General features: G+C 60.3%; 21 protein-coding genes. 9 read left to right on the forward strand and 12 right to left on the reverse strand.

Annotation, left to right across the window (positions count from 1 at the left end):
• The first annotated feature begins 113 nt into the window (after window positions 1-113).
• The 5 genes from ACQKIK_RS08775 (at window position 114) to ACQKIK_RS08795 (ending at window position 5,568) form a co-directional block, all read left to right on the forward strand.
• A complete protein-coding gene (locus tag ACQKIK_RS08775) occupies window positions 114-629 on the forward strand; it encodes an RNA polymerase sigma factor (protein ID WP_045423826.1) in 516 nt (171 codons plus the stop codon).
• Window positions 626-1,609: a FecR family protein gene (locus ACQKIK_RS08780; RefSeq protein WP_499135632.1), complete on the forward strand. Its 984-nt coding sequence runs from the start codon at window positions 626-628 to the stop codon at window positions 1,607-1,609. Before ACQKIK_RS08775 ends, ACQKIK_RS08780 begins: the two co-directional genes overlap by 4 nt.
• 128 nt (window positions 1,610-1,737) lie before the next feature.
• A complete protein-coding gene (locus tag ACQKIK_RS08785; protein ID WP_499135633.1) occupies window positions 1,738-4,182 on the forward strand; it encodes a TonB-dependent siderophore receptor in 2,445 nt (814 codons plus the stop codon).
• 55 nt (window positions 4,183-4,237) lie between these two features.
• Window positions 4,238-5,362 carry a PepSY-associated TM helix domain-containing protein gene (locus ACQKIK_RS08790; RefSeq protein WP_499135634.1) on the forward strand — a complete coding sequence of 375 codons (1,125 nt, stop codon included), beginning with the start codon at window positions 4,238-4,240 and terminating at the stop codon, window positions 5,360-5,362.
• Entirely contained in the window at window positions 5,359-5,568 is a 210-nt protein-coding gene (locus ACQKIK_RS08795; protein WP_499135635.1) for a hypothetical protein, read from the forward strand. The genes ACQKIK_RS08790 and ACQKIK_RS08795 overlap by 4 nt, the downstream gene beginning before the upstream one ends.
• Before the next feature lie 117 nt (window positions 5,569-5,685).
• On the opposite strand, the gene ACQKIK_RS08800 is transcribed toward ACQKIK_RS08795, so the two are convergent.
• The 4 genes from ACQKIK_RS08800 to rloA2 all read right to left on the reverse strand — a co-directional run bounded on the left by ACQKIK_RS08800 (window position 5,686) and on the right by rloA2 (window position 9,512).
• Window positions 5,686-6,207 carry a hypothetical protein gene (locus ACQKIK_RS08800; RefSeq protein ID WP_045423816.1) on the reverse strand — a complete coding sequence of 174 codons (522 nt, stop codon included), beginning with the start codon at window positions 6,205-6,207 and terminating at the stop codon, window positions 5,686-5,688.
• 97 nt (window positions 6,208-6,304) lie between these two features.
• Window positions 6,305-8,074, reverse strand: a complete 1,770-nt coding sequence (locus ACQKIK_RS08805; protein ID WP_463307868.1) for a sodium:solute symporter family protein — start codon at window positions 8,072-8,074, stop codon at window positions 6,305-6,307.
• Between the two features lie 5 nt (window positions 8,075-8,079).
• Window positions 8,080-8,346, reverse strand: a complete 267-nt coding sequence (locus ACQKIK_RS08810; RefSeq protein ID WP_045423810.1) for a DUF4212 domain-containing protein — start codon at window positions 8,344-8,346, stop codon at window positions 8,080-8,082.
• Between the two features lie 644 nt (window positions 8,347-8,990).
• Window positions 8,991-9,512: a retropepsin-like aspartic peptidase RloA2 gene (rloA2, locus tag ACQKIK_RS08815; protein ID WP_045423808.1), complete on the reverse strand. Its 522-nt coding sequence runs from the start codon at window positions 9,510-9,512 to the stop codon at window positions 8,991-8,993.
• A 144-nt stretch (window positions 9,513-9,656) separates the two neighbouring features.
• On the opposite strand from rloA2, the gene dbpA reads away from it, so the two are divergent.
• Window positions 9,657-11,036 (forward strand): ATP-dependent RNA helicase DbpA, encoded by a 1,380-nt coding sequence (gene dbpA, locus ACQKIK_RS08820; protein WP_499135636.1) that lies wholly within the window; start codon window positions 9,657-9,659, stop codon window positions 11,034-11,036.
• 139 nt (window positions 11,037-11,175) lie between these two features.
• On the opposite strand, the gene ACQKIK_RS08825 is transcribed toward dbpA, so the two are convergent.
• Window positions 11,176-12,657: a PhoX family protein gene (locus ACQKIK_RS08825; RefSeq protein ID WP_499135637.1), complete on the reverse strand. Its 1,482-nt coding sequence runs from the start codon at window positions 12,655-12,657 to the stop codon at window positions 11,176-11,178.
• A gap of 193 nt (window positions 12,658-12,850) precedes the next feature.
• Between ACQKIK_RS08825 and yccS the strand changes: the two genes are divergently transcribed.
• Window positions 12,851-15,037 (forward strand): YccS family putative transporter, encoded by a 2,187-nt coding sequence (gene yccS / locus ACQKIK_RS08830; protein WP_045423804.1) that lies wholly within the window; start codon window positions 12,851-12,853, stop codon window positions 15,035-15,037.
• Here the strand turns inward: yccS and ACQKIK_RS08835 are convergent.
• Window positions 15,028-15,786 carry a substrate-binding periplasmic protein gene (locus ACQKIK_RS08835; protein WP_336605005.1) on the reverse strand — a complete coding sequence of 253 codons (759 nt, stop codon included), beginning with the start codon at window positions 15,784-15,786 and terminating at the stop codon, window positions 15,028-15,030. The genes yccS and ACQKIK_RS08835 overlap by 10 nt on opposite strands.
• Before the next feature lie 158 nt (window positions 15,787-15,944).
• Between ACQKIK_RS08835 and ACQKIK_RS08840 the strand changes: the two genes are divergently transcribed.
• Window positions 15,945-17,126: a BaiN/RdsA family NAD(P)/FAD-dependent oxidoreductase gene (locus ACQKIK_RS08840; protein ID WP_052649167.1), complete on the forward strand. Its 1,182-nt coding sequence runs from the start codon at window positions 15,945-15,947 to the stop codon at window positions 17,124-17,126.
• A gap of 5 nt (window positions 17,127-17,131) precedes the next feature.
• On the opposite strand, the gene ACQKIK_RS08845 is transcribed toward ACQKIK_RS08840, so the two are convergent.
• The 6 genes from ACQKIK_RS08845 to ACQKIK_RS08870 all read right to left on the reverse strand — a co-directional run bounded on the left by ACQKIK_RS08845 (window position 17,132) and on the right by ACQKIK_RS08870 (window position 21,965).
• The gene (locus tag ACQKIK_RS08845; RefSeq protein WP_045423798.1) at window positions 17,132-17,320 is read right to left on the reverse strand and encodes a hypothetical protein; all 189 of its coding nucleotides are present in this window, start codon (window positions 17,318-17,320) and stop codon (window positions 17,132-17,134) included.
• A gap of 76 nt (window positions 17,321-17,396) precedes the next feature.
• A complete protein-coding gene (locus ACQKIK_RS08850) occupies window positions 17,397-17,702 on the reverse strand; it encodes a hypothetical protein (protein ID WP_045423796.1) in 306 nt (101 codons plus the stop codon).
• 154 nt (window positions 17,703-17,856) lie between these two features.
• Complete coding sequence (locus ACQKIK_RS08855) at window positions 17,857-20,067, reverse strand: putative bifunctional diguanylate cyclase/phosphodiesterase (RefSeq protein WP_499135638.1); 2,211 nt, start codon at window positions 20,065-20,067, stop codon at window positions 17,857-17,859.
• Window positions 20,068-20,274: 207 nt separating this feature from the next.
• Window positions 20,275-20,748 (reverse strand): PA2171 family ribosome-binding persister protein, encoded by a 474-nt coding sequence (locus tag ACQKIK_RS08860; protein WP_045423793.1) that lies wholly within the window; start codon window positions 20,746-20,748, stop codon window positions 20,275-20,277.
• 116 nt (window positions 20,749-20,864) lie between these two features.
• On the reverse strand, window positions 20,865-21,143 hold the full coding sequence (locus ACQKIK_RS08865; protein WP_045423791.1) for a DUF3509 domain-containing protein: 279 nt from the start codon (window positions 21,141-21,143) through the stop codon (window positions 20,865-20,867).
• Between the two features lie 201 nt (window positions 21,144-21,344).
• Window positions 21,345-21,965 carry a class I SAM-dependent methyltransferase gene (locus ACQKIK_RS08870; protein ID WP_499135639.1) on the reverse strand — a complete coding sequence of 207 codons (621 nt, stop codon included), beginning with the start codon at window positions 21,963-21,965 and terminating at the stop codon, window positions 21,345-21,347.
• A gap of 208 nt (window positions 21,966-22,173) precedes the next feature.
• Between ACQKIK_RS08870 and ACQKIK_RS08875 the strand changes: the two genes are divergently transcribed.
• Window positions 22,174-22,581 (forward strand): response regulator, encoded by a 408-nt coding sequence (locus ACQKIK_RS08875; protein WP_045423787.1) that lies wholly within the window; start codon window positions 22,174-22,176, stop codon window positions 22,579-22,581.
• Window positions 22,582-22,590: the final 9 nt, after the last annotated feature.

The following is a 22,590-nucleotide window of genomic DNA, read 5'->3' on the forward strand; positions in this document are numbered from 1 at the left end:
GCCGGGTTCCTGATCGAACGGCGCAACATCCTCGTTGCACCGCTGCCGGCAACTTGCGATCATGTGCGAATAGTTCTCGTTATTGGCCGAGGTGTCGGCCTTGGAGCATTCGCTTGTCGGCTGGGTCGACCCATCAACAGTTCGTTGGCTTGCTGTATCGCGATCATCGCGATTGGCTGTTGAACTGGCTGCGCCGCCAACAAGCGTGTCCTCATCGCGCCGAGGACCTGAGCCAGGACACCTTCCTGCGGCTGCTCAAGCGTGACGATATAGGCGATCTACGTGAGCCACGCACTTTGCTGGCGACGATCGCTCGTGGCCTGTTGATCGATCATTTTCGTCGCAGCGCGCTGGAGCGCACCTATCTCGATGAGCTGGCACTGCAGCCGGAAGACACGCAACCCAGCGCCGAGGATCAGCTGCAAGTGCTCCAGGCATTGCGCGAAGTGAACCTCATGCTCGGTGCGCTCTCGGCTAATGCACGTGCAGCCTTCTTCTATAACCGCCTGGACGGCCTGACCCACGCCGAAATTGCGTCGCGCCTCGGCGTCTCCGTTCCACGCGTAAGACAGTACCTCGCCCAGGCTCTGCGCCAGTGTTATATCGCCGTTTACGGTGAGCCTAGATGAGTGTGGACCGGCAGCCGGTATCGGCCCGTGTGCTCGATGAGGCCATCGCCTGGCAGCTGCGTCTTGGCGACGGTGGCGAGAGCCCTCAGGTCCGAAAGGCGCTACAAAGCTGGTTGAGTGAAAGTGCCGAGCACGCCAAAGCCTGGGCACAACTGGGTGGCATCGATCAGCAACTCGGCACCATTAATTCCCCATCCGCGCGAAGGGCGTTGCAGATCAGTGCTCACTCCGGACAGCGGACAGTAGGTCGTGCGCTTCTCGGCCTGGCATTGCTGTGCACGCTGGGCATGGGAATCGCACTGCAATCGCAGCCGCTGCCGGTGTGGTTAGCTGACGAACGCACCGGCGCCGGGGAACAGCAGAGCGTTACGCTGGCTGACAATAGCCACATTCAGCTGAACAGCCGCAGCGCACTGGATATTCGCTTCGATCAGCAAGAGCGCCGGCTGTTTCTGCACAGCGGTGAGGTGCTTGTTGAAACCGCACCGGGCAATGACCCAAGACCCTTTGTCGTCGAAACCGGACAAGGCGATCTGCGCGCGCTCGGCACGCGATTCATCGTTCGCCGAGAAGGTGATGCGACCCGCCTGGTCGTACTCCGATCCGCTGTGGCCGCGCTTCCCGGCGGCCTACAGGCGGGTCGCACTGTGCAGGCTGGCGAGCAGGTACTGATGCACCGCGATCATCTCGACGACAATCAGGCAGCACCGGTTGCTGCAGACGCCTGGAGCCGGGGCATGCTCGTGGTAGAAGATCTGCCGTTGAGCGAGCTGCTAGCCATACTCGGTGAGTATCGCCGTGGTTACCTCGGCCTCGACCCGAGCCTCGAATCCCTGCGCATCAGCGGCAGTTTTCCGCTGCACGACACCGACCGCGCGCTGGCAGCCCTGCCACCCAGCCTACCGGTGCAGATCGAGCGGCACACTGATTGGTGGGTCAAGGTCGTTCCGGCGCAACCTGCCAGCGATTCGCACAAGTAACTGCAGCGCACATCGCAGCGGTAGCTCCAGGCCCTATAAAAATATTTTCAGCTGCCCCTATCACTTTTCATTTCTCCTCCGGCCTCATGAATAACTGAGACATATTCCTATTCGGGAGTTATTCACAAATGCCATCGCTTTCACTGTTCCGCCCCAGCCTTCTGGCCGTTGCTATTGCCGTCGCGCCACTGCCACTACTGGCCCAGACGTCCAATGGCGAAACGGCTGCTGGCGAGGTTCGCGAGTACTCCCTGCCCGCCGCGCCTCTGGCCTCGACCCTCAATCGTATCGCTGCCGAAGCGGGACTGGTGCTCAGCATCGATCCGGCGTTGACCCGCGACCGCATGGCCGAGCCGGTACAAGGTCGCTTCGATGGCCAAGGTGCGCTGCACGAAGCGCTACGAGGAACCGGGCTAGAGCTGCGACACACGGATTCGGGCAGTTACAGCCTTCAGCCGGGGACAACCTTCAGTTCCGCTGAAGCCATGGTTCTGCCAGGAGTAGTGATTACAGGCAGCGAGACCGTCGCAGACGCCTGGGGCCCTGCGGATGGCTATCTGGCGAATCGCACCGCTGTTGGCAGCAAAACCGACACCCCGATACTTGAAGCCCCTCGCTCGATTTCAGTGGCCACCCGCGAGCAAATGGAAGACCGCAATGTGCAGAGCCTCGACGACGCGGTGCGCTACATGCCGGGCGTCATCGCCAGCAGCTACGGCAGTGACAGTCGCGCCGACTGGATGAAAATTCGCGGCTTCGAACCTATTCAGATGCTTGATGGCCTGCCACTGATCAAAGGCACCTATGCCATGCCCAAGCTGGAAACCTGGAGCTTGGAGCGCGTAGCCATCCTGCGCGGCCCGGCCTCTTCGGTCTACGGACAAACGCCCCCGGGCGGCCTGGTGGACGCCGTCAGCCGCCGTCCGCAAGCTGAGAGCAGTCGCGAGGTGGAGGTGCAGGTCGGTAACTACGATCACAAGCAGATCAGCTTCGACACCACCGGTCGTATCGACGACGAAGGCCGCTTTCTCTATCGCTTCAGCGGCGTCGGACGCGACAGTGGAACCGTCATCGAACACATGGACGACCAGCGCTTCAACCTGGCACCAAGTTTGACCTGGAACATCAGCAACGACACCACGTTGACCTTCCTGAGCCAGTTCAACCGCGACGATACCGGCGCCACCAGCCAGTTCCTGCCACTTCAGGGCACCAAGCTGAGCACACCCGCAGGGAAAGTCGACTACAACGAGAACCTGGGCGATCCAAGCTGGGAGTTCTACGACAAGCGCTACTACGCCCTGGGCTATGCCTTCGAGCACCGCATCAATGATGTCTGGCAGTTCCGGCAGAATCTGCGTTACAGCAAGATCGACTTGGAAGCCCAGACGATCACCGCAGGCGGATGGGCTTTTGCGGTTGCGGACGACGGCACGGTGCAGCGTGGCGCCAACGTATACGACGAGGACATCAGCCACTTCGCGGTGGATAACAACTTCCAGGCGGATTTCAGCACGGGCGTTATTGGCCATACCGTGCTGCTGGGTCTCGATCATCAGCGCGTGAATACCAACTACCGCTGGCAGTACGGCGCAGCGCCTGCCAGCAACATCATCAATCCTGTCTACGACCAAGACTTTAGCGGCGTCGCCTACGCTGCTTTCCAGGACTACAACCAGAAGCGCCGTAACACTGGCGTATACCTGCAAGACCAAATGTCCATCGATGCCTGGCGCCTGACGCTAGGCGGCCGCTGGGATCGGCTAGACACCGACTCGGTGTTCTACAACGCTGGCAACGCCCAGGACAGCCGCCGCGACAGCGCTTTCAGCGGTAACGCGGCTCTGAGCTATGTGTTCGAATCGGGACTGGTTCCCTATGTGTCCTATGCCGAGTCCTTTCAGGCCGAAGCAGGCGGAACCGCCGGACAGACCTTCCGGCCGAGCACTGGCAAGCAATATGAGGCCGGTATCAAGTATCAACCCAACGGTAGCGAGCTGCTGCTCAGCGCAGCTGTTTATGACCTGACGCGCCAGGACATCATCAGTACCAACACCAGCGGCGTGACAGCCCCCGTCGGCGAAGTACAGGTTCGCGGCCTGGAGCTAGAGGCGACGGGTAGCGTCACGGACAATCTCAAATTGACGGCTTCCTATACCTACGCCAACAGCAAGATGACGAAGGTCGGCGACCCACTGGACCAGAACCGTCCATTGCCGCTGACCCCCGAGCATCAAGCAGCGATCTGGGCCGACTATGACTGGGCAACAGGCCCGCTGGCCGGCTTTGGGGTTGGTATTGGCGCGCGTTACGTCGGCGCCACCGACAACATTGCGGTAGGGAGCGTCGGCTTCGTGCGTGATGAATCGGACGGCCATTCAAGCGCGTACACGGTCTACGACGCGGCTGTTCGCTATGACCTCGGCCAGGTCGACAGCAGCCTCCGCGGCGCCAGTGTCGCTATCAACGCTAACAATATGTTCGACAAGGAATACCTAGCCACCTGCGACGGCTTCTACTGCTATGCCGGCGACCCGCGCCGCGTAACGGCTAGCCTAAGTTACGCTTGGTAGGCCTCTCAGTAGTACCGGAGGCCGCTGACGCGGCCTTTGGCATTCTGGAGTCATGATGAAAAGCAAAACCATCCGCCGCTGGTCCTTCGTCCATACCTGGACCAGCCTGATCTGCACGCTGTTTTTACTCTTACTGGCGGTCACTGGATTGCCGCTGATCTTCCATCACGAACTGGAACATCTGCTTGGCGAGGCGCCTGAGTTGCGTGAGATGGCACCCGATACGCCGCATCTCGATCTGCAGCAGTTGGTGACAGCCGCCGAGCGGCACCGCGAGGGTGAGGTGGTGCAGTATTTTGGTTGGGAAGCGGACGAGCCTAACGGGGTCGTGGCGATTACCGCTGCAACAGCCGGCACCGAACCCAACTCTTCCTACACCTTCATGCTCGATGCCCGCACCGGCGAAGCGGTCGAGATGCCAGCGGCCAACGGCGGCCTGATGATGTTCTTCCTGCGCATGCACGTGGACATGTTCGCCGGATTGCCGGGCAAGCTGCTGCTGGCGTTCATGGGCATCCTGTTTGTCGTAGCGATCATCTCGGGCGTGGTGCTGTACGCCCCGTTTATGCGGCGTCTGGAATTTGCTCAGGTGCGCCATGACCGTTCCAGCAGGACGCGCTGGCTCGATCTGCACAACCTGATCGGTGTCGTCACGCTCAGTTGGGCCTTGGTGGTGGGCATCACCGGTGTGGTCAGCGCCTGCGCCGATCTGCTGATCGAAGCCTGGCGCGCCGAATCGTTGGCGACGATGCTCGAACCCTACCAAGACGCTCCACCACTGACGGCACGAGCCCCCGCCAGCGATCTACTGAAGATCGCCACGCAAGCTGCACCGGGCATGCAGCCGGACTTCATCGCCTTTCCGGGCACGCGCTTTTCCAGCGAGCACCACTACACCGTATTCATGAATGGCAGCAGCCATCTGACCTCACACCTGTTTACCCCTGTACTGATCGATGCGCAGACACTGGAGGTCACAGCCGTTGGCGAGCGGCCTTGGTACATGGATGCCTTGGGACTGTCACAACCACTGCACTTCGGTGACTACGGCGGTCGGCCGATGCAGATTCTGTGGGCAGTGCTCGATGTGCTGACCATCATCGTACTGGGTAGCGGGCTTTATCTATGGTGGGTTCGGCGCCACGGCGGGCGAGTGGCCGCTAGAGATGTGTCGGAATGAGCTGGCGCAAATCGACCTTCTTGCTGCCGGGATTGATAGCCGTGCTCGGCCTAGCCGGTCTTTTCGCTGCGTTGCTGGGGGATGGCTGGTGGGATGCACTTGCCTGGCTCGGCCTAGGCCTCCCGGCAGCGCTGGGCGCATGGCCGCTGCTGCGCTGTCGGATGGCAGCATCCGCCAGAACTGCGCAGCCTGTATTCAAGGAATGAGTTCCTGAAAGCCTCGGCCGGCCGCCCGACCTAGACTGGCCAGACGTTGCCTCCAACGCAGCGCTGCGCCCCAGCAACGGGCTCAGCGGCGTGATGGATCCAATCTTCCGCCGAGGCTTAACGCGAATCGGCACCGCAGATGCGTTGAAACAGCGGCGAATCGGCGTCCAACTCGGTCAAGGTTTCGGCTTTGGCCTGACCCGCCTCGTTCAGCCTGAACATGGCCTTTTCCGCGCAAATCAGCTGATAACGTCCACTGACGACGGTGGAAGTTAGATGCTGCTTATCGAAGCGATACAGGACAAAGCGGGCTATGCGGCCCTGGTTCGTATCCTGGGTCTGCGCGTTTGCCTGATCAAGCACGGTGTAACTCAGCGGCATGGGATACATCATGGTCCATGGGCGCCACAACATTTCTCCCTCTTCGCTCGAAACAACCACGGTCCCTTCCGGTAAGCGGGCCTGTTTGGTTTCGAACCAGGTGTATTCGTAATGGATGGTGTAACTCAGCATTCCCAGACCTGCACAGACAGGAATGATCCATTTCGGCACTCGCTTACGCGTCAGTGAGCGGAGCAAAAGCCCGATGCCGGCTCCCGCCACTCCAGCGACGATTGCCGCAATTAGATGCCAGAACATATACAACTCCCCTAAAAAAATCGGGCTTCCATATGGAAGCCCGACTTGTACCTCAACCTTGTGCCAGAACAGGTCTGACGTCCGGCTGCATTATCAGTTAGTGATCAAGCGCAACGCCAGCACCCTTAGGAGTACGAACGCTCTCGACCAGATCCTGAATCTCCTGCGGCGGAGCCTCGGTAGCCATCGACACAGCGTAGGCAACAGCGAAGTTCAGCATCGCACCTACCGCACCGAAGGCCTGCGGCGAGATGCCCATCCACCACTGATCAGGCGTGTTGGGGATGCTTGCAGTGCCAGGGATGAAGAACCAGCCCAGGTACAGGAAGATGTACACGGCGGTGGAAACCACACCAACCAGCATTCCTGCGACAGCGCCCTTGCTGTTCACACGCTTGGAGAAGATACCCATCATCAGCGCCGGGAACAGACTCGCTGCCGCAAGACCGAACGCCAGGGCGACGACCTGAGCCGCAAAGCCCGGAGGATTCAGGCCCAGCCAAGTCGCAAGCAGAATCGCTGCGGTCATGGCTAGACGGGCAGCCAGCATTTCGTTCTTCTCACTGATCTTTGGATTGATCAGCGTCTTGATCAGGTCATGACTGATGGCAGAGGAGATCGCCAGCAGCAGACCCGCAGCAGTTGAGAGCGCAGCAGCGATAGCACCGGCAGCGATCAGACCGATGACCCAGCCCGGCAGGTTGGCGATTTCCGGGTTGGCCAGAACAATGATGTCGTTGTTCACGGTCAGCTCGTTGCCATTCCAGCCACGCTCAGTAGCGGTCGGGGTAAAGGCGGCGTTGGTGTCGTTGTACATCTGCACACGACCGTCAGCGTTCTTGTCTTCCCAAGCGATCAGACCAGTCTTTTCCCAAGTCTGGATCCACTCTGGACGATCTTCGTAGCGGATCGCATCGGCCTGTGGGCCTTCAGGATAGATGGTCTGTACCAGGTTCAGGCGTGCCATGGAGGCAACAGCCGGCGCGGTGAGGTACAACAGAGCGATGAAGATCAGCGTCCAGCCAGCGGACCAACGGGCGTCAGCCACCTTCGGTACGGTGAAGAAGCGGATGATCACGTGTGGCAGACCAGCGGTACCGATCATCAGCGACAGGGTGAACAGGAACATGTTCAGCTTGTTGTCGACGTCCGCGGTGTAAGCGGCGAAGCCGAGGTCAGTGACCACCTGGTTCAGTTTGTCGAGCAGCGGCATACCGGATTCGGTATGGGTGCTGAACATGCCGAACATCGGGATCGGGTTGCCCGTCAGCTGCATGGCAATGAACACGGCCGGAATAGTGTAGGCAATGATCAGAACCACGTACTGCGCCACCTGGGTGTAGGTGATCCCCTTCATGCCGCCGAATACCGCGTAGGCGAACACGATCACGGCTGCGATCCAGATACCGGTGGAGTTGCTCACTTCCAGGAAGCGAGAGAACGCCACACCCGCACCAGCCATCTGGCCGATTACGTAAGTTACGGAGATCAGGATAAGGCAGACGACTGCAGTCAGGCGCGCACCACGGCTGTAGAAACGGTCACCGATGAAGTCCGGAACCGTGAACTTGCCGAACTTGCGCAGGTAGGGCGCCAACAGCATCGCCAGCAGCACGTAGCCACCGGTCCAGCCCATCAGGTACGCCGAAGTGGCATAACCGCCGGAGGCGATCAGACCTGCCATGGAAATGAAGGAAGCTGCAGACATCCAGTCTGCCGCCGTTGCCATGCCGTTGGTTACTGGGTGAACACCCCCACCAGCGACATAGAATTCTTTGGTCGAACCGGCGCGGGCCCAGATCGCGATCCCGATATAAAGCAGGAAGGACGCGCCCACGAACGACATGTTGATCCAATATTGGCTCATTCTAGTTACTCCTCAACCCCGAATTCCTTGTCCAGTTTGTTCAGCCGCCACGCGTAGTGGAAGATGATCAAAATGAACGTAATGATGGAACCCTGTTGAGCGAACCAGAACCCCAGGTCAGTTCCCCCGACCGGGATACCCGCCAGCAAAGGGCGCAGAAGAATGGCGAAACCATATGAGACAAGAGCCCAAACTACCAAGCTCCATGTTATGAGGCGAACATTCGCCTTCCAGTACGCATCAGCATTTTTTTTGTCGTCGTCGTCGGCCATGACGTTCTCCGTCTTATTTTTATTACGGGTGAAGGGAACCACATCGTGAATTTAGCAAGGATGTGTCGTGAAAAGATAGCCCCGACTTTAGTCTGACGGGCTCTAGAACAAGCGCTAAAACGACACCCCAACCGTCGCCTGACCGTCCCATATCCTCCCAACAGGCCATATGCCAGCGCACTAGTAGTGCCTAAAGACACGCGACCCTCAAGCCATACACTGAGCGCTTCTGCCAACACCTCAGCGAAATGGAACCCAATCTTTCGAGCCGCTTGCCGCGCGCAGAGGATCATTATTACCTGACCCAGCGGTCACGAAACAAAACAAGCGTTGAACTAGGGTTTCTAATCCTCGAATACTAGCTACTAAACAGATACCGGAAATAATAAAAGCGCAAGACGACTTATATTTATCTTTCGCATAGGGTCCGAAGATCAGAGCAGTAATAATATGCGCGAATTAAATAACACTCGAAGATTATGATTAGATTACAAGCCGAGTCAGGCTCGTCGACGATAATAGTCGTTAATACGCATCGCTAAGTGCCCTTCTGATTGCGACAAACCATAGGGGTCAAATGGGTGCGTCGGGCGCGGGAGGCTATTACCATCCGCGCCCGCTTGGCTCGCAGGAAGCGAGCCGAACTAGCAGGTGGGACGCCCAGCCGTATACTTCTGGGCAGGGTCAATTGCCGCTTCCAGGTCGCGAATCGCCGTCGCACCTATCAATAGCGGATAGCGGAAGTGGCTACGGTCGGTCAGGTTGACCTCGGTTTCGCGTAGCTGGTCACCGATGCATAGCTGCATCTCGACAACCGGCCGCTCGGCTACATCCGGCCCACGCTCCACATCGGTGTCGTCGTCCGGGTCGACCGCCTCTTCTTTGCGGGTCTTGATTTCGGCGATTCGCGCCAGCCGATGCTCATATAGCGTGTCGTCAGCGCCTTCGACTGCCAGGCGGAATCTCACCCAGTCTTCACCATCTCGCTCGAATCGTTCGATATCACGTGCCGACAGCGAAGCCGTCATGGCACCGGTGTCCATCTTCGCCTTGAGGGTCTTGCCGAGGTCTTCGATCTTGATCTGCTCATAGCGGCCGAACAGGGTTGGCTCAGCGGCAACGGCGGGAAGGGTTAAAGCGCTCAATAGCAACAACAAACGGGACAAAACGGCCTCCTGACTCTGTATTGACTTCAGTGGGACCGGCTGTCGCCGCGATCCGTTCCGCCCGTGGTGCCAGGCCATCGGCAGCACGCGTGGATGCGGGCCGCCTGTTAGACTGCGCCTCACTTTTTCTAGCAGATCAATACCGTGCCCAGTTCAGCCTTCGCCACCCTGCCCCTCAGCCCTGCAACGCTGGCCAACCTCGACGCGCTCGGCTATGCCGAAATGACGCCGATTCAGGCGCAAAGCCTGCCGGTCATGCTTAAAGGTATGGACCTTATCGCGCAGGCGAAGACCGGCAGCGGCAAGACCGCCGCCTTCGGTATCGCCCTGCTGGAGCCAATCAACCCGCGCTATTTTGGCTGTCAGGCGCTGGTGCTTTGCCCGACCCGCGAGCTGGCCGATCAGGTCGCCAAGGAACTGCGCCGGCTGGCGCGCTCGGCAGACAACATCAAGATCCTGACGCTTTGCGGCGGCGTGTCCATCGGCCCGCAGATCGGTTCGCTGGAACACGGCGCCCATATCATCGTCGGCACGCCTGGGCGCGTTCAGGAACACTTGAAAAAGGGCTCACTGAAACTCGACGGCCTGAACAAGCTGATCCTCGACGAAGCCGACCGCATGCTCGATATGGGTTTCTACGATGCGATTGCCGAGATCATCGGGCAGACCCCGACCAAGCGGCAAACCCTGCTGTTCTCGGCGACCTACCCCACCGGCATCAAGCAACTCGCATCGACGTTCATGCGCGATCCGCAGCAGGTCAAGGTCGAAGCCCTGCATGACGACACCCAAATCGAGCAGCGCTTCTACGAGATCGATCCCGAAGCGCGCATGCAGGCGGTTATTCGCATCCTCGCCAGCTTCCGACCCGAGACCTGCGTGGCCTTCTGCTTTACCAAGCAGCAGTGCCAGGAATTGGTCGACGCTCTCACCGAAAAGGGTATCTCTGCCATGGCGCTGAACGGCGATCTGGAGCAGCGCGACCGCGATCAGGTGCTGGCGATGTTCAGCAACCGCAGCCTGTCGGTGCTGGTCGCGACCGATGTGGCGGCCCGGGGATTGGATATCGACGCGCTGGACATGGTGATTAACGTCGAGCTGGCGCGTGATTCCGAAATCCACATCCACCGGGTTGGGCGCACCGGTCGCGCCGGCAAGAAAGGCATCGCCATCAGCCTCGTCGCCCCGGCCGAAGGCCACCGAGCCCAGGCCATCGAGGACCGGCAGAAAGCGCCGCTCAATTGGCAGCCCCTGGGAGATCTGAAAGTGCAGCCAGGCGAACCGCTGCAGCCGCCAATGGTGACGCTGTGCATCGGCGCAGGCCGCAAGGACAAGCTGCGGCCCGGCGACATCCTTGGTGCACTGACAGGCGATGCGGGGATTCCGGGCAAGCAGGTGGGCAAGATCGCGATCTTTGACTTTCAGGCGTTTGTCGCGGTCGAGCGCGACGTGGCCAAGCAGGCAATGAATCGCCTGAACTCCGGCAAGATCAAGGGGCGTTCATTGAAGGTCAGGCAGCTTTAAGCTGAATGCTGAATGCTGAATGTAGGGTGGATCACGCTTCTCCGATCCACCGGCGACGGTGGACGTAAGAAGCGACGTCCACCCTACAAACTAAACAAGTCCGATCAGCTCCTTCTGATCGGTCTCATCAGAACTGGACTTACAGCGAACCGCGAGCCCAGGGACCCCAGATGGCAAAGGTGATGCCGGGGGTCTGGATGTTGACGAACAGGAAGTGTCCGGTCGGATCGAAGCAGGCGCCGCAGAACTCACGGTTGCGGTAGTCGCCGCCCGAAGCGTTCTTCCCGGCCGCCGCGGCCTGGACGTCATCGAACACCACGTTGTTCTTGGCGAAGATGTACGCCTCCCCCGCGGTGGTCAGGCCCAGCAGGCGTTCGCCAAAGCCGAAAGCGTCCTGCACACCACCACCGTCTTCGCACAGAAGCACACCGCCGCGCGGGCTGACCGTAATGTTGTCCGGGTTGTTGGCGATTTCGGCGTCGGTGGACGCGAAGACGCAGGTCAAGCGGTCGTTCGCCAGATCGTGCACCCACACCGCCCCACGGCCGTAACCGGGGCGGCCCTGACTGTCGGTACCGGCACTGGTGTCGACAATGTAGAGCTTGCCCTCGCTGTACCAGATGCCTTCGCCGCGGCTCATGCTCAGGCCGCCGGCCTGACGCCCCTGAACATAAGGGCCGCTGCCTTCGGGCTGAGGCTCGAGGTCCGGATTCGATACTTCCACCCACTCCAGTTGATAGCTGTCGCCCTGCTTCGGCGCATGCAGGTCGATCAACGCACGATTACGCACCCGAGCGGCTTGCAGTATTCCACCCGAGGCAAGTGAACCTGGCTGCTGGCTCGCGTCAGTGGGGATATAGCGATAATAGCCGGATTGGTTGCGGGCGTCTTCCGTCAAATAGACATAGCTGTTACGCGGGTCCACTGCGACCGCTTCGTGGCGGAAGCGACCCATCTGCACGATCGGCTGGCCAGTGGTCAGCGCCGGGTCGGCCGTCACCTCAAACACATAGCCGTGGGCGCGACCACCCACGCTGCGGTAGTCAGAGGTGTTCTCTTCACAGGTTAACCAGGTGCCCCAAGGCGTGACGCCGCCGGCGCAGTTGGTACGGGTTCCGCCGAGGCTCGGCAGGGTGCGTACCGGCTGCATGATGTCGCGGGAAACATAGAGGTTGGTGGTGCCGCCGGCCGGACGCTGGCCGTTGGACAGGGTCACGTCATCGTAGATGCCGGTGGCGTCGATCAGCGGGCCGGTGCTGGCTTCATGGTTACGCACCAGCACGATTTCCGGGCCATGCTGGCCGCGACGTACCTCGATAACGCCCATGCCGTCATGCGACGTGGGTACAGGCTGACCGTTTTCCATCAGGTCGCCAGTCCATGAAAAGCTCTTGTACTGGAACCCGTCGGGCAGCTGGAGCAATTCCAGACCGGTGCTCAGATCCTTGGTGGGACGCAACGGGCCGTAGCTGCTGCGAACCAGGCCGGCGCCGCGACCTTGTGCGTTACGTGCAGCAAAGGCTTCGAGCGTGCCGAGAAACGGCGTGCTGGCGACGACGGCGGCGGTGATAGCGCCACCTTTGAGCAGGCTGCGGCGGCTGGCATCGTGTTCACGGTTCATGCGGTGTCCTCTTTTATAGGAATGGGAGGGGGCGGCATGAATGAAGCCTGACGAATGCGGCTAAACGATGACCGTGCGGTTTCGTTCCGATGATGCGAGACGGATGGACGGTATAAGCTTTGCTTCGATTGCCGTGACGTCAGCCCACGGTCGACGTCCTACCTTCTTCTCCCAGCCAGGTCCGACTCGTTCTATGCGCTCACCCTCGCTCAGCCATTCCCTGCGCCAGCTCTGGGCGCTGGACAAGTTCGGCTACAGCCTTCGCGTACTGATCGCACTGGCCGGCAGCATGGGATTGAGCTGGTACCTCTCCCAGCCATCGATGGCGATTCCCTTGTTCCTCGGCGTCATTGCCAGCGCCCTGGCGGAAACCGACGACAGCTGGCTAGGGCGGTTATCGGCCCTGCTGGTCACACTGCTGTGCTTCAGCATTGCCGCGGCTTCAGTGCAGCTGCTGTTCCCCTTCCCTCTGCTGTTTGCGCTCGGCATGGCGGCATCAGCGTTCGGCCTGGTGATGCTCGGTGCACTGGGCGAACGCTACGCAACCATCGCCCAGGCAACGTTGATTCTCTCGATCTACAGCATGATCGCAGCCGACCAGCGTGGCGGCGAGGCGCTGCATCCCTGGCGCGACCCGCTGCTGTTACTGGCGGGCGCGACCTGGTATGGCCTGCTTTCCGTCGTCTGGAATGCGCTCTTTGCGAACCAGCCCGTACAGCAAAGTCTGGCCCGCCTGTACCGGGAGCTGGGGCAGTACTACAAACTCAAGGCCGCCCTGTTCGAGCCGGTGCGCCAGTTGGATGTGGAAGAACGTCGCCTGCAACTGGCGCAGCAGAACGGCCGGGTGGTCAGCGCGCTGAATGCCACCAAGGAAACCCTGCTGCATCGCCTGGGCAATGGTCGGCCCGGAGCGAAGATCAGCCACTACCTCAAGCTCTACTTCCTTGCACAGGACCTGCACGAGCGCGTCAGCTCCTCGCACTATCCTTACCAGGAGCTGGCCGAGGCGTTCTTTCACAGCGACGTACTGTTTCGTTGCGGCAGACTGCTGCGCTTGCAGGGCTTGGCTTGCGTGGACCTGGCGAATGCCGTCCAGCTGCGTCAGCCGTTTCGCTACAGCGAAGCCAATGCACAGGCACTGGCGGACCTGGAGTCGTCGCTGGAACATCTGCGAATGCAGAGCAACCCGGCGTGGCGCGGGCTGTTGCGCTCACTGCGGGCATTGTCCGGCAACCTAGCAACCATGCAGCGCCAGCTGTCCACGGCGACCAACCCCGATGCCCTGGAAGGGGAACAGGACAGCAGCCTGCTGGATCGGCAGCCACAATCGTTGCGGGATGCGTTCAACCGTATCCGCTTGCAGCTGACACCCACCTCGCTGCTGTTCCGCCATGCCTTGCGCATGAGTTTGGCGCTGCTTTGTGGCTATGCCGTGCTCCACACGATCCACCCCGAACAGGGTTATTGGGTATTGCTGACGACGGTGTTCGTCTGCCAGCCCAACTACGGCGCCACGCGGATCAAGCTGGTCCAGCGCGTGACGGGCACGGCACTCGGCCTGGCTGTTGGCTGGGCGCTGTTCGATCTGTTTCCCAGCCAGCAGATACAGGCGCTGTTCGCCGTGATCGCGGGCGTCGTGTTCTTCGCTGCTCGCAGCAGCCGCTACACCTTGGCGACCGCGGCGATCACGCTGCTGGTGCTGTTCTGTTTCAACCAGGTGGGTGACGGTTACGGGCTGTTCTGGCCACGGCTGGTCGACACCATCCTGGGCAGCCTGATCGCGGCGGCCGCCGTGTTCCTCGTACTGCCGGACTGGCAGGGCCGGCGCCTCAACCAGGTCGTCGCCAATACGCTCGCGCGCAGCGCCGACTATCTACGGCAAATCATGACCCAGTACGAAAGCGGCAAGCGTGATGATCTGGCGTATCGACTGGCGCGGCGCAACGCACACAACGCCGACGCGGCGCTCTCCACCACCTTGTCGAACATGCTCCTGGAACCTGGGCATTTCCGTAAGGACGCGGAAACCGGCTTTCGCTTCTTGATCCTCTCGCACACGCTGCTCAACTACCTGTCGGGCTTGGGCGCCCACCGCGAGAGTCTGCCCGACGATGCGCGTGACGAAATGCTGGAGAGCGCGGCACAGCAATTGGCGAGCAGCCTCGACGAGCTGGCCAACGGGCTGCAACACAACCAACCGGTTGCCGTTTACAGCGAAGCAGAAGAAGCGCTGGCGCAACAGCTGGAGCAGACCTCGGAAGACCTCGACGATAGCCATCGTCTGCTGCAGACCCAGCTGGGACTGATCTGCCGACAGCTGGCACCACTACGCAGCATGGCCGCGCACCTGCTGCGGCAACCTCCGCAGCCTCAAGGCTGAGGCAGCGAATTCGGCGAAGGGAGACCATGACGCGCGAAGATGGCCGCGTAGGTGCCATCCTCGACCATCGCCTTGATCTCGCGGTTGAAGGCCGCAATGATTGCAGCCTGCTGCGGATGATCATTACGCACCACCAGCGACAGATCGCGGATGCTGAATTCACCCGGTACGAAACTCAGCCCATCACTCACATCCTTGAGCGAGCCGTTGAAGTGAAACAGCACAGTACGCTCGTCCTCAAGGGCCAGATCAGCGCGATCGGCCAGCAGCATTCGAGCCGCCTGCACGAAGTTATTGGCGTAGCCTTTGTTGAGTGTTGAATCGTCTGCCAGCTCATCGCTATAGGCATAACCATTGGTTAGCACGATGTCATAAGTGCGCAGACTTTCACGTCCCTCATAGCGGATGCCCGCACCCTGCCGCTGTACCCAACGCACCCGGTTGCTCAGGAAGGGACGACTGTACGCTGCGTAGTCTGCATGCCGGGTCGTGAACCAGTCGTTGATGATGTCGTACTTGCCTTGCTGTAACCCCAGCACCACTCGCTCCCAAGGCACCTCGGTGTAGGTGACGTCATAGCCCGCGCGACCAAGCGCCGTGCGGATAAGCTCGACCGACAACCCGTCGCCGGGCAAGGTTTGGTCTGTGTAGGGCGGCCAGGCATCACCTGCCAGTCTCAGCACTTCGGCAGAAACCGACGCACTGGTCGACAGCAGCATTCCAACCATAAATTTTTTTATTGTTGTCAAAGCACTCTCCCGCACACTCATGGCGAAGCGCCACCAGCGCTAGCTAATCACAACCAGCGCCGTTTGGGATGCCCGGCTCGTCGGATGCGGGAACACCGAGCTGCAGCCAGCGAGCGGCAGGAGTACCATCGCGCATTTTCCGGGCGAGGTAGCTGGCAGTGCAGACGGACGTGATAGTAATCGGCGCAGGGGCTGCCGGGCTGATGTGCGCCTTCACAGCAGCCGCCCGGGGCAGACGGGTCCTGCTCATCGACCACGCCAACAAAGCCGGCAAAAAGATCCTCATGTCAGGCGGTGGCCGCTGCAACTTCACCAACCTCTACACCGAGCCGGCCAACTTCCTTTCCGGCAACCCGCATTTCTGCAAATCCGCGCTCGCCCGCTATACCCAGTGGGACTTCATCGAGATGGTCTGCCGTCACGGCGTGCCCTACCACGAGAAGAAGCTGGGCCAGCTGTTCTGCGATAACAAGGCGAGCGACATCCTGGATATGCTGCTGGACGAGTGCGAGCAGGCCGGCGTCGACCTTCGGCTCGAGACGGCCGTACAAACCATAGACAACGCGGATGATGGCTACCAGCTGCTGACCGATGCAGGACCGGTAACCTGCCAGTCGCTGGTGATCGCCACCGGCGGCTTGTCGATCCCGACCCTCGGTGCGAGCGCATTCGGTTATCAAGTGGCGCGGCAGTTCGGCCACACCGTGCTGCCGACCCGCGCAGGCTTGGTGCCCTTCACCATCACCGAGCCACAATTGAAGTCGATGTGCGAGGCGCTGTCAGGGACTTCAGTCGAGGATTGCCTGGTCAGCTGCAACGGCCAAACCTTCCGCGAAAACATCCTGTTTACCCATCGCGGGCTGTCCGGTCCGGCGATTCTGCAGGTCTCCTCCTACTGGGAGCCAGGCGACGCTATCGAGATCAACCTGTTGCCGCACCTGAACCTGAGCGAGTGGCTGGACGAGCAACGCCGCGAGCGCCCCAATACCGAGCTGAAAACCCTGCTCGGCGAACTGTTCACCCGCAAGATGGCCGGACTTCTGGCAGAACACTGGTTCGTCTCTAAACCGTTGAAACAGTATTCGGCCAACGAGTTGATCGAAATCGCCGAGCGACTGGGCTGCTGGCGCCTGGTGCCGGCAGGTACTGAGGGCTATCGGACGGCCGAGGTGACCCTCGGCGGCGTGGATACGAAGGAGGTGTCATCCAAGACGATGGAGTCCCAGAAATCACCAGGCCTGTATTTCGTTGGTGAAGTTCTGGATGTCACCGGCCACCTTGGCGGCTTCAACTTCCAGTGGGCCTGGGCCTCGGGCTACGCCGCGGCGCAATACGCCTAGCCCGACTACTGATTGGTCATGTTGGAAGGCGGCGAGAGCTCACGCGGGCCGGCCGGGTCGGTCGCCGTGTTCTGGTACTCCTGCTGGTTCCTTTCGACATTGCGCAGCGCCGACGGCTCGTCGTCTGGCGAGCAGCCGACCAGTGTCAATGCGAGCGGAAGTGCTGCAGTGATGGCAATCAGTCTGGATTTCATATCATTTCTCCTGCCGTGCAGTGCGCCAGCCTCATGTTGGGCGGCTTCGGCACATGCATTCAGATCATTCCGAAGTTTACTGAGCAGCGCCTGATGCGCCGCGTGTGGTGTTGGGTGCGGTACCCGCGCCGGACGCTGTGCCAAGGCCGCTGCCGTTATCCGCTGGCGCTGTGTCCATGTTGCCCTCTGCACCGGTCGCCAGTGGTGCACCAGCTTCAGGACCGGCGCCCTCTCCATCATTGGAGGGTGGCGCACCCGTGAAGGGCGGCTCAGGCTTTTCGATGGCAGGTTCGGGCGTCGCCACCTCCCGATCAACGTCATCCTGTCCACAACCCACGAGAACCAGGCCAAGAACAGGGGCATACAGATAGGCCAATCGCATCAATACCTCCAAGCATCTATCCCGCGAGTAGCCTGCGGGCATGAGTCAATCCTTATCAAATTGACCCTGCAGACGTCCCGGAGTGCCCCGCCCCAGTGTCCAGGCCGCCCGACGGTTCCGAGTGGCTGCCTGCAGCTGCCAATAGGCAGGCGACCTAGGCCGACACGGCCAGCTGCCAAAGCCCATCGACGCAATGGTCATGACCGAAGCGTTGTCGCAGCGCGTCGGCCAACAGGGGTCGGCTGAATAGATAACCCTGGGCGTACTCGCAGCATTCGGCCTCGAGGAAGGCTAGATGGCTCGCCTCTTCGACGCCCTCGGCGACTACCGTCAGACCGAGGCTCTGACCCAACCCGATGATGGCCCGACTGATCACGGCGGCATCCGCATCTTCCGCCACCCCTGCAATGAAACTGCGGTCGACCTTGAGAATGTGCAGGGGAAACTGTTTCAGATAGCCGAGCGAGCAGTAGCCAGTACCGAAATCATCCAGCGCCAGCCGCACACCGAGGTCGGCGATTTCCTGCAAGGTCATCAGCACCGCGTCGCTGTGCTGCATCAGCAGGGTCTCGGTGATCTCCAGTACCAGGCTCGAAGCGGGCAGCTGCGTCTCGCCAAGAATGGCGATGAGACGGTGGGTGAAGTCGGCCTGCTGCAGCTGTCGAATCGACAGGTTTACCGAGCAGTAGAGCTGCGCCTGACCGGCCTGCTGCCAGCGCCGCACCTGCGTACAGGCCTCTCGCAACACCCACTCGCCAACCCGGACGATTTCCCGCGACTCCTCGAGTATCGGGATGAACTCCTGAGGCCCGACCGAGCGCCCGTCATGCTGCCAGCGCAACAGTGCCTCAACCCCGGCCAGATGGGCTTGCCCGCCAACCAGACGGCATATCGGTTGGTAACAGAGCGTGAACTCGTTGCGTTCCAGAGCTTGCGCCAAATTGCTTTCCAGCTCCAGTTGACGCTGCGCCGTGCTTTGCAGCCCTTCGCAGTACAAGGCGAACTGGTTCTTGCCGGCGTTCTTGGCGCGGTACAGCGCCAGATCGGCGGCTTGCAATGCATCTAGCGGTTTGCCGTCACGCTGTAACGGAGCGATACCGATGCTGGCACTGAGCGAAAGTGTTCGCTCAGCCAGCTGCAAGGGCGCCCGCAGCGCGTTGAGCATGCGCTGCGCCACGCGCTCGGCGTCGCTGGCGCACGCAAGGTCGCCCAGCAACGCCACGAACTCATCGCCCCCGAAACGGGCAAGATGATCACCGGGGCGCAGGCAACCGGAGAGACGTCGAGCAACCTCCACCAGGACCTGATCGCCGACACGGTGACCAAGGCTGTCATTGATCAGCTTGAAACGATCGACATCGACGAATAACAGCGCAGAGTCCCGTACCCCGCCCCGCTGCTGCGCGGCCTTGAGGAGCTCATCCATATGCAGACGATTCGCAAGCCCGGTGAGCGGATCGTGACGGGCCGCGTGGTGCAGACAACTTTCGGCGATCTTGCGCGCGCTGATGTTGGTTTGCGAGCCGGCCATGCGCCGCCCGCTGCGTTCGCAATGCTCGACCACGCCGCGCACCTGCACCCAGAGGTATTCGTTGTAGTGGGTTTGAATGCGGTACTCATGGTTCAACGATGCCGTGCGACCACCCAGATGCGCGGAAATGGCTTCGCGCAATCCCGCCAGATCATCCGGATGGACTCGATTGAACCAGCTGTCGCTGGTGTATCCGGGCTCGGCGGAAAGGCCCAGCATGGCCATCCAGCGTTCGGAGAGATAGAGCTGGTCGGCATCGATGTGCCAGTCCCAGATGCCATCCTCGGTGCCCCTCATGGCACGGGCCAAGCGCGCTTCACTGTCTTCCAGGGCCTGACGCTGCGCCACCGTGTAGGTGTCGATCGCGAGAATCATGTCGAAGAACACTGCCTTGAGCAGGCTGTCGAACACGCCATACCCCGGCGCATCACCCACTAGCTCCGCCAGCATGTCGCCGAGATACAGGCGATAGGCGCCCAGGTACCACTCCAGGTCGACGCCCACACGCTGATGCACCAGCCCGACCAACAGACGGTCCGTTACATAGCTACGGTCGTATGGACCATTCCACAGCCGTTCGTAATAACTTCGCTGGCTATGCTTGAGTCGCACCAGCCGCTGGGGATCGGCAATCAGCGCCGTCGGTACCTCGAAGGCGGCCATGTGGGTATAGAGGCGCTCAATGAACTTGGCATGCGCATCGTCCACATCGGCGGCAGCACTGTTCAATCGTGCGCCATCGCTTGACTGCCACTCCAGAAAGCGCATGCGCGTACGGATCGCCTCAGGCCCGAGACCAATCCGCTTCAGCAATTCCTTTAGCTCGTCTTCCATCCGCCACCTACCCTGAAGCCGCCAAGCGTGGCTCCTTTCGTTTGACCCGCTACGAGCAGGCAATACCGCCACCAAGTAGCACTAGGCCATCAAGCCTGACAGTAGCGTTGAGCAGGGATGTTGATGCAGATCAGCGAGGCGCCGAGCGAAGCCTAGTGCTTTCGTAGGCCCGGATAGACCGGGGCATTGCGCCCCGGCATCGTTCAATCAAGCTGCCTGTTTGGCAGCAAATTCTTTCTTCAGGCGGGTCTTGAGCGCTTCCATCTGCTGCCCCATCTCGTTCAGCTTGTCTTCGCTGAACAGTTCACGCGCAGAAGGAAACATCTCGGACTCTTCTTCCTCGATGTGATGCTCGAGCAGTTCCTTGCACACTTTCACGCGCCCGGAGAATTCGAGCGTCGACGGGTCAGTTGCCTTAAGGTCAGGCAATACCAGCGAATCGACCGCACGGTGCTCTTCCTTGGCCTCGTGATACATGGTCTTTTCCTCTTTTCCGCCTGCTTCCTTGAAGGCTGGATAGAGAATCTGTTCTTCCAGCTGGGTATGGATCGACACCTCCATCTCCAGCTTTTGCAGCAATTCGGTACGGGTCTTGACCGCACGCTCGGTGGTATCGGTGAGGCGCGTCAGGATGTCTTTGACTTTCTCGTGGTCGTCGATCAACAGGTCGATGGCATTCATGGACATTTCCTCGATCAGGTTTGTGCTGCATTCAGACTCTTCGGTCCGATCGTCAGCACGGGGGGAGGTATGTTTGAGAACGGCAGGCCTATGGCAGTGCAGGCCTGCCATAGGTCTCAGGCGTACTCGTAGGTAGGTAACCCGGTGCGGCTCTGGCTCTGCAAGCGGGCAATGGCCGGCGACATTCCCGCTTCCAATGCGAGATCACGGCGGACCGAGCTGATGACCCATTCCAGCTGAATGTCGGTTTGGGTCTGGCCTTTGGACAGGGCCCGCTTGATGACATCCCTATCATCATTACGAAGTGTTAGCAGAAGCCCACCATCCGGACGAGGTGCGGTGATGACTTCGAACTCAGGAAACGCGGCAGAGAGAACTTTTTCAGCGGCAATCATTATTGTGTACTCCGGTTATGTTCCAGCGTACCTAGCTAGAGCATCGATCATGCCAACCGGTCGACCACAAAAATCCGCGTAATTTCAGTGACTTGCGTCGCATAATAGCGTTTTGTACACATGCAAAACGCATGACGGTTACGCTTACGGCATGCATTCTGCGTTGCTGAAGAACAAAAATCGAAGTTCGCTGTCTTGCGCTCAAGCCTTGCGCCAGACGCTCGCAAGCCACGGCTGTTGCTCGCGCGGCAGCCCGGCCGGGCGGTAGTAATGCTCCAATTCAATGAACCCGACGGACTGCAGTAAGCGCTGCCAAGTCGGCCAGTCGTACCAGGCGCCGTAGCGAGCGCCACTCCAGCCTTCCTGATTGTCGCCACGTGGATTTGAGCAAAACAGCACGCCGGACGGACGCAGCGCCTCGCGCAGCGAGGCCAAGACTTGAGTGATTTCGCTGCTGGGCAGATGAAACAACACGGCATTGGCAAAGATGCCGTCAAAGGTTCCACTCGGCAGATCCAGCTCCAGAAAGTTCTGGTGCAGCACCTCGCAGCCGGTGTCGGCACGGGCCATCAGGACAAAGGGCTCGGCTCCATCGACGCCAACGGCAGTATGCCCCCGCTCGGTGAATGCCTTGAGGTCCCGCCCGGGCCCGCAGCCAAGATCGAGAATGCGCAGCGGCGGCTCGCCCTGGATATGCCGCAGCAAGGCGTCGATGTTCTGGCTGACGTCGTGGTCTCGGGTGCCCTCGCGAAACGCTTCGGCGTTGGCACGGTAATCGTCCAACGTCAGTTCTGAAATGGCACGATGATTTTCGTCAGGCATGAGCGAGCTCCGGTGATGAAGAGGCGAGCCTAACGGCACGATTGTCGATTGCCAACGCATGTGAAACCGCGTAAATGCACAGCAAAGCAGTTGACGGATGGCTGCACATCGCTGAACTTGCTGTACGGCGCTGGCTCCAACGCTGATTCGCGTGAATTAATACCCCTACGCCGCACTATGTTCATGAAACACATCGAGAATTGCTCCGATGAGCCAAGCACCCAATAAAGTCGTTCTACTCGTCGAGGACGAACCTCACATTCTTGCCCTGCTGTCTGATTACCTCGCAGGCGAAGGCTATAAGGTATTGGAGGCGGCAGGCGCGCCGCAGGCCTTCGAGATCCTGGCGACAAAGCCGCAACTTGATTTGCTGGTGACTGACTTCCGTCTTCCTGGCGGCGTGTCCGGGGTGATGATCGCTGAACCTGCACTGAAGCTGCGCCCTGACCTCAAGGTCATCTTCATCAGCGGCTACCCAATCGAAATTTACGAATCGGGCAGCGACATCGCGCGCTCCGCACCGATCCTGGCCAAGCCTTTCTCGCTAGACACCTTGCGCAGCCAGATCCAGCAGCTATTGGCCGAACCGCGCCCCTCTGATTTAGCCCCCTCATAACGCAACGAG

The organism is Pseudomonas sp. NPDC047961 (assembly GCF_050272435.1).
Classification (GTDB): domain Bacteria; phylum Pseudomonadota; class Gammaproteobacteria; order Pseudomonadales; family Pseudomonadaceae; genus Stutzerimonas.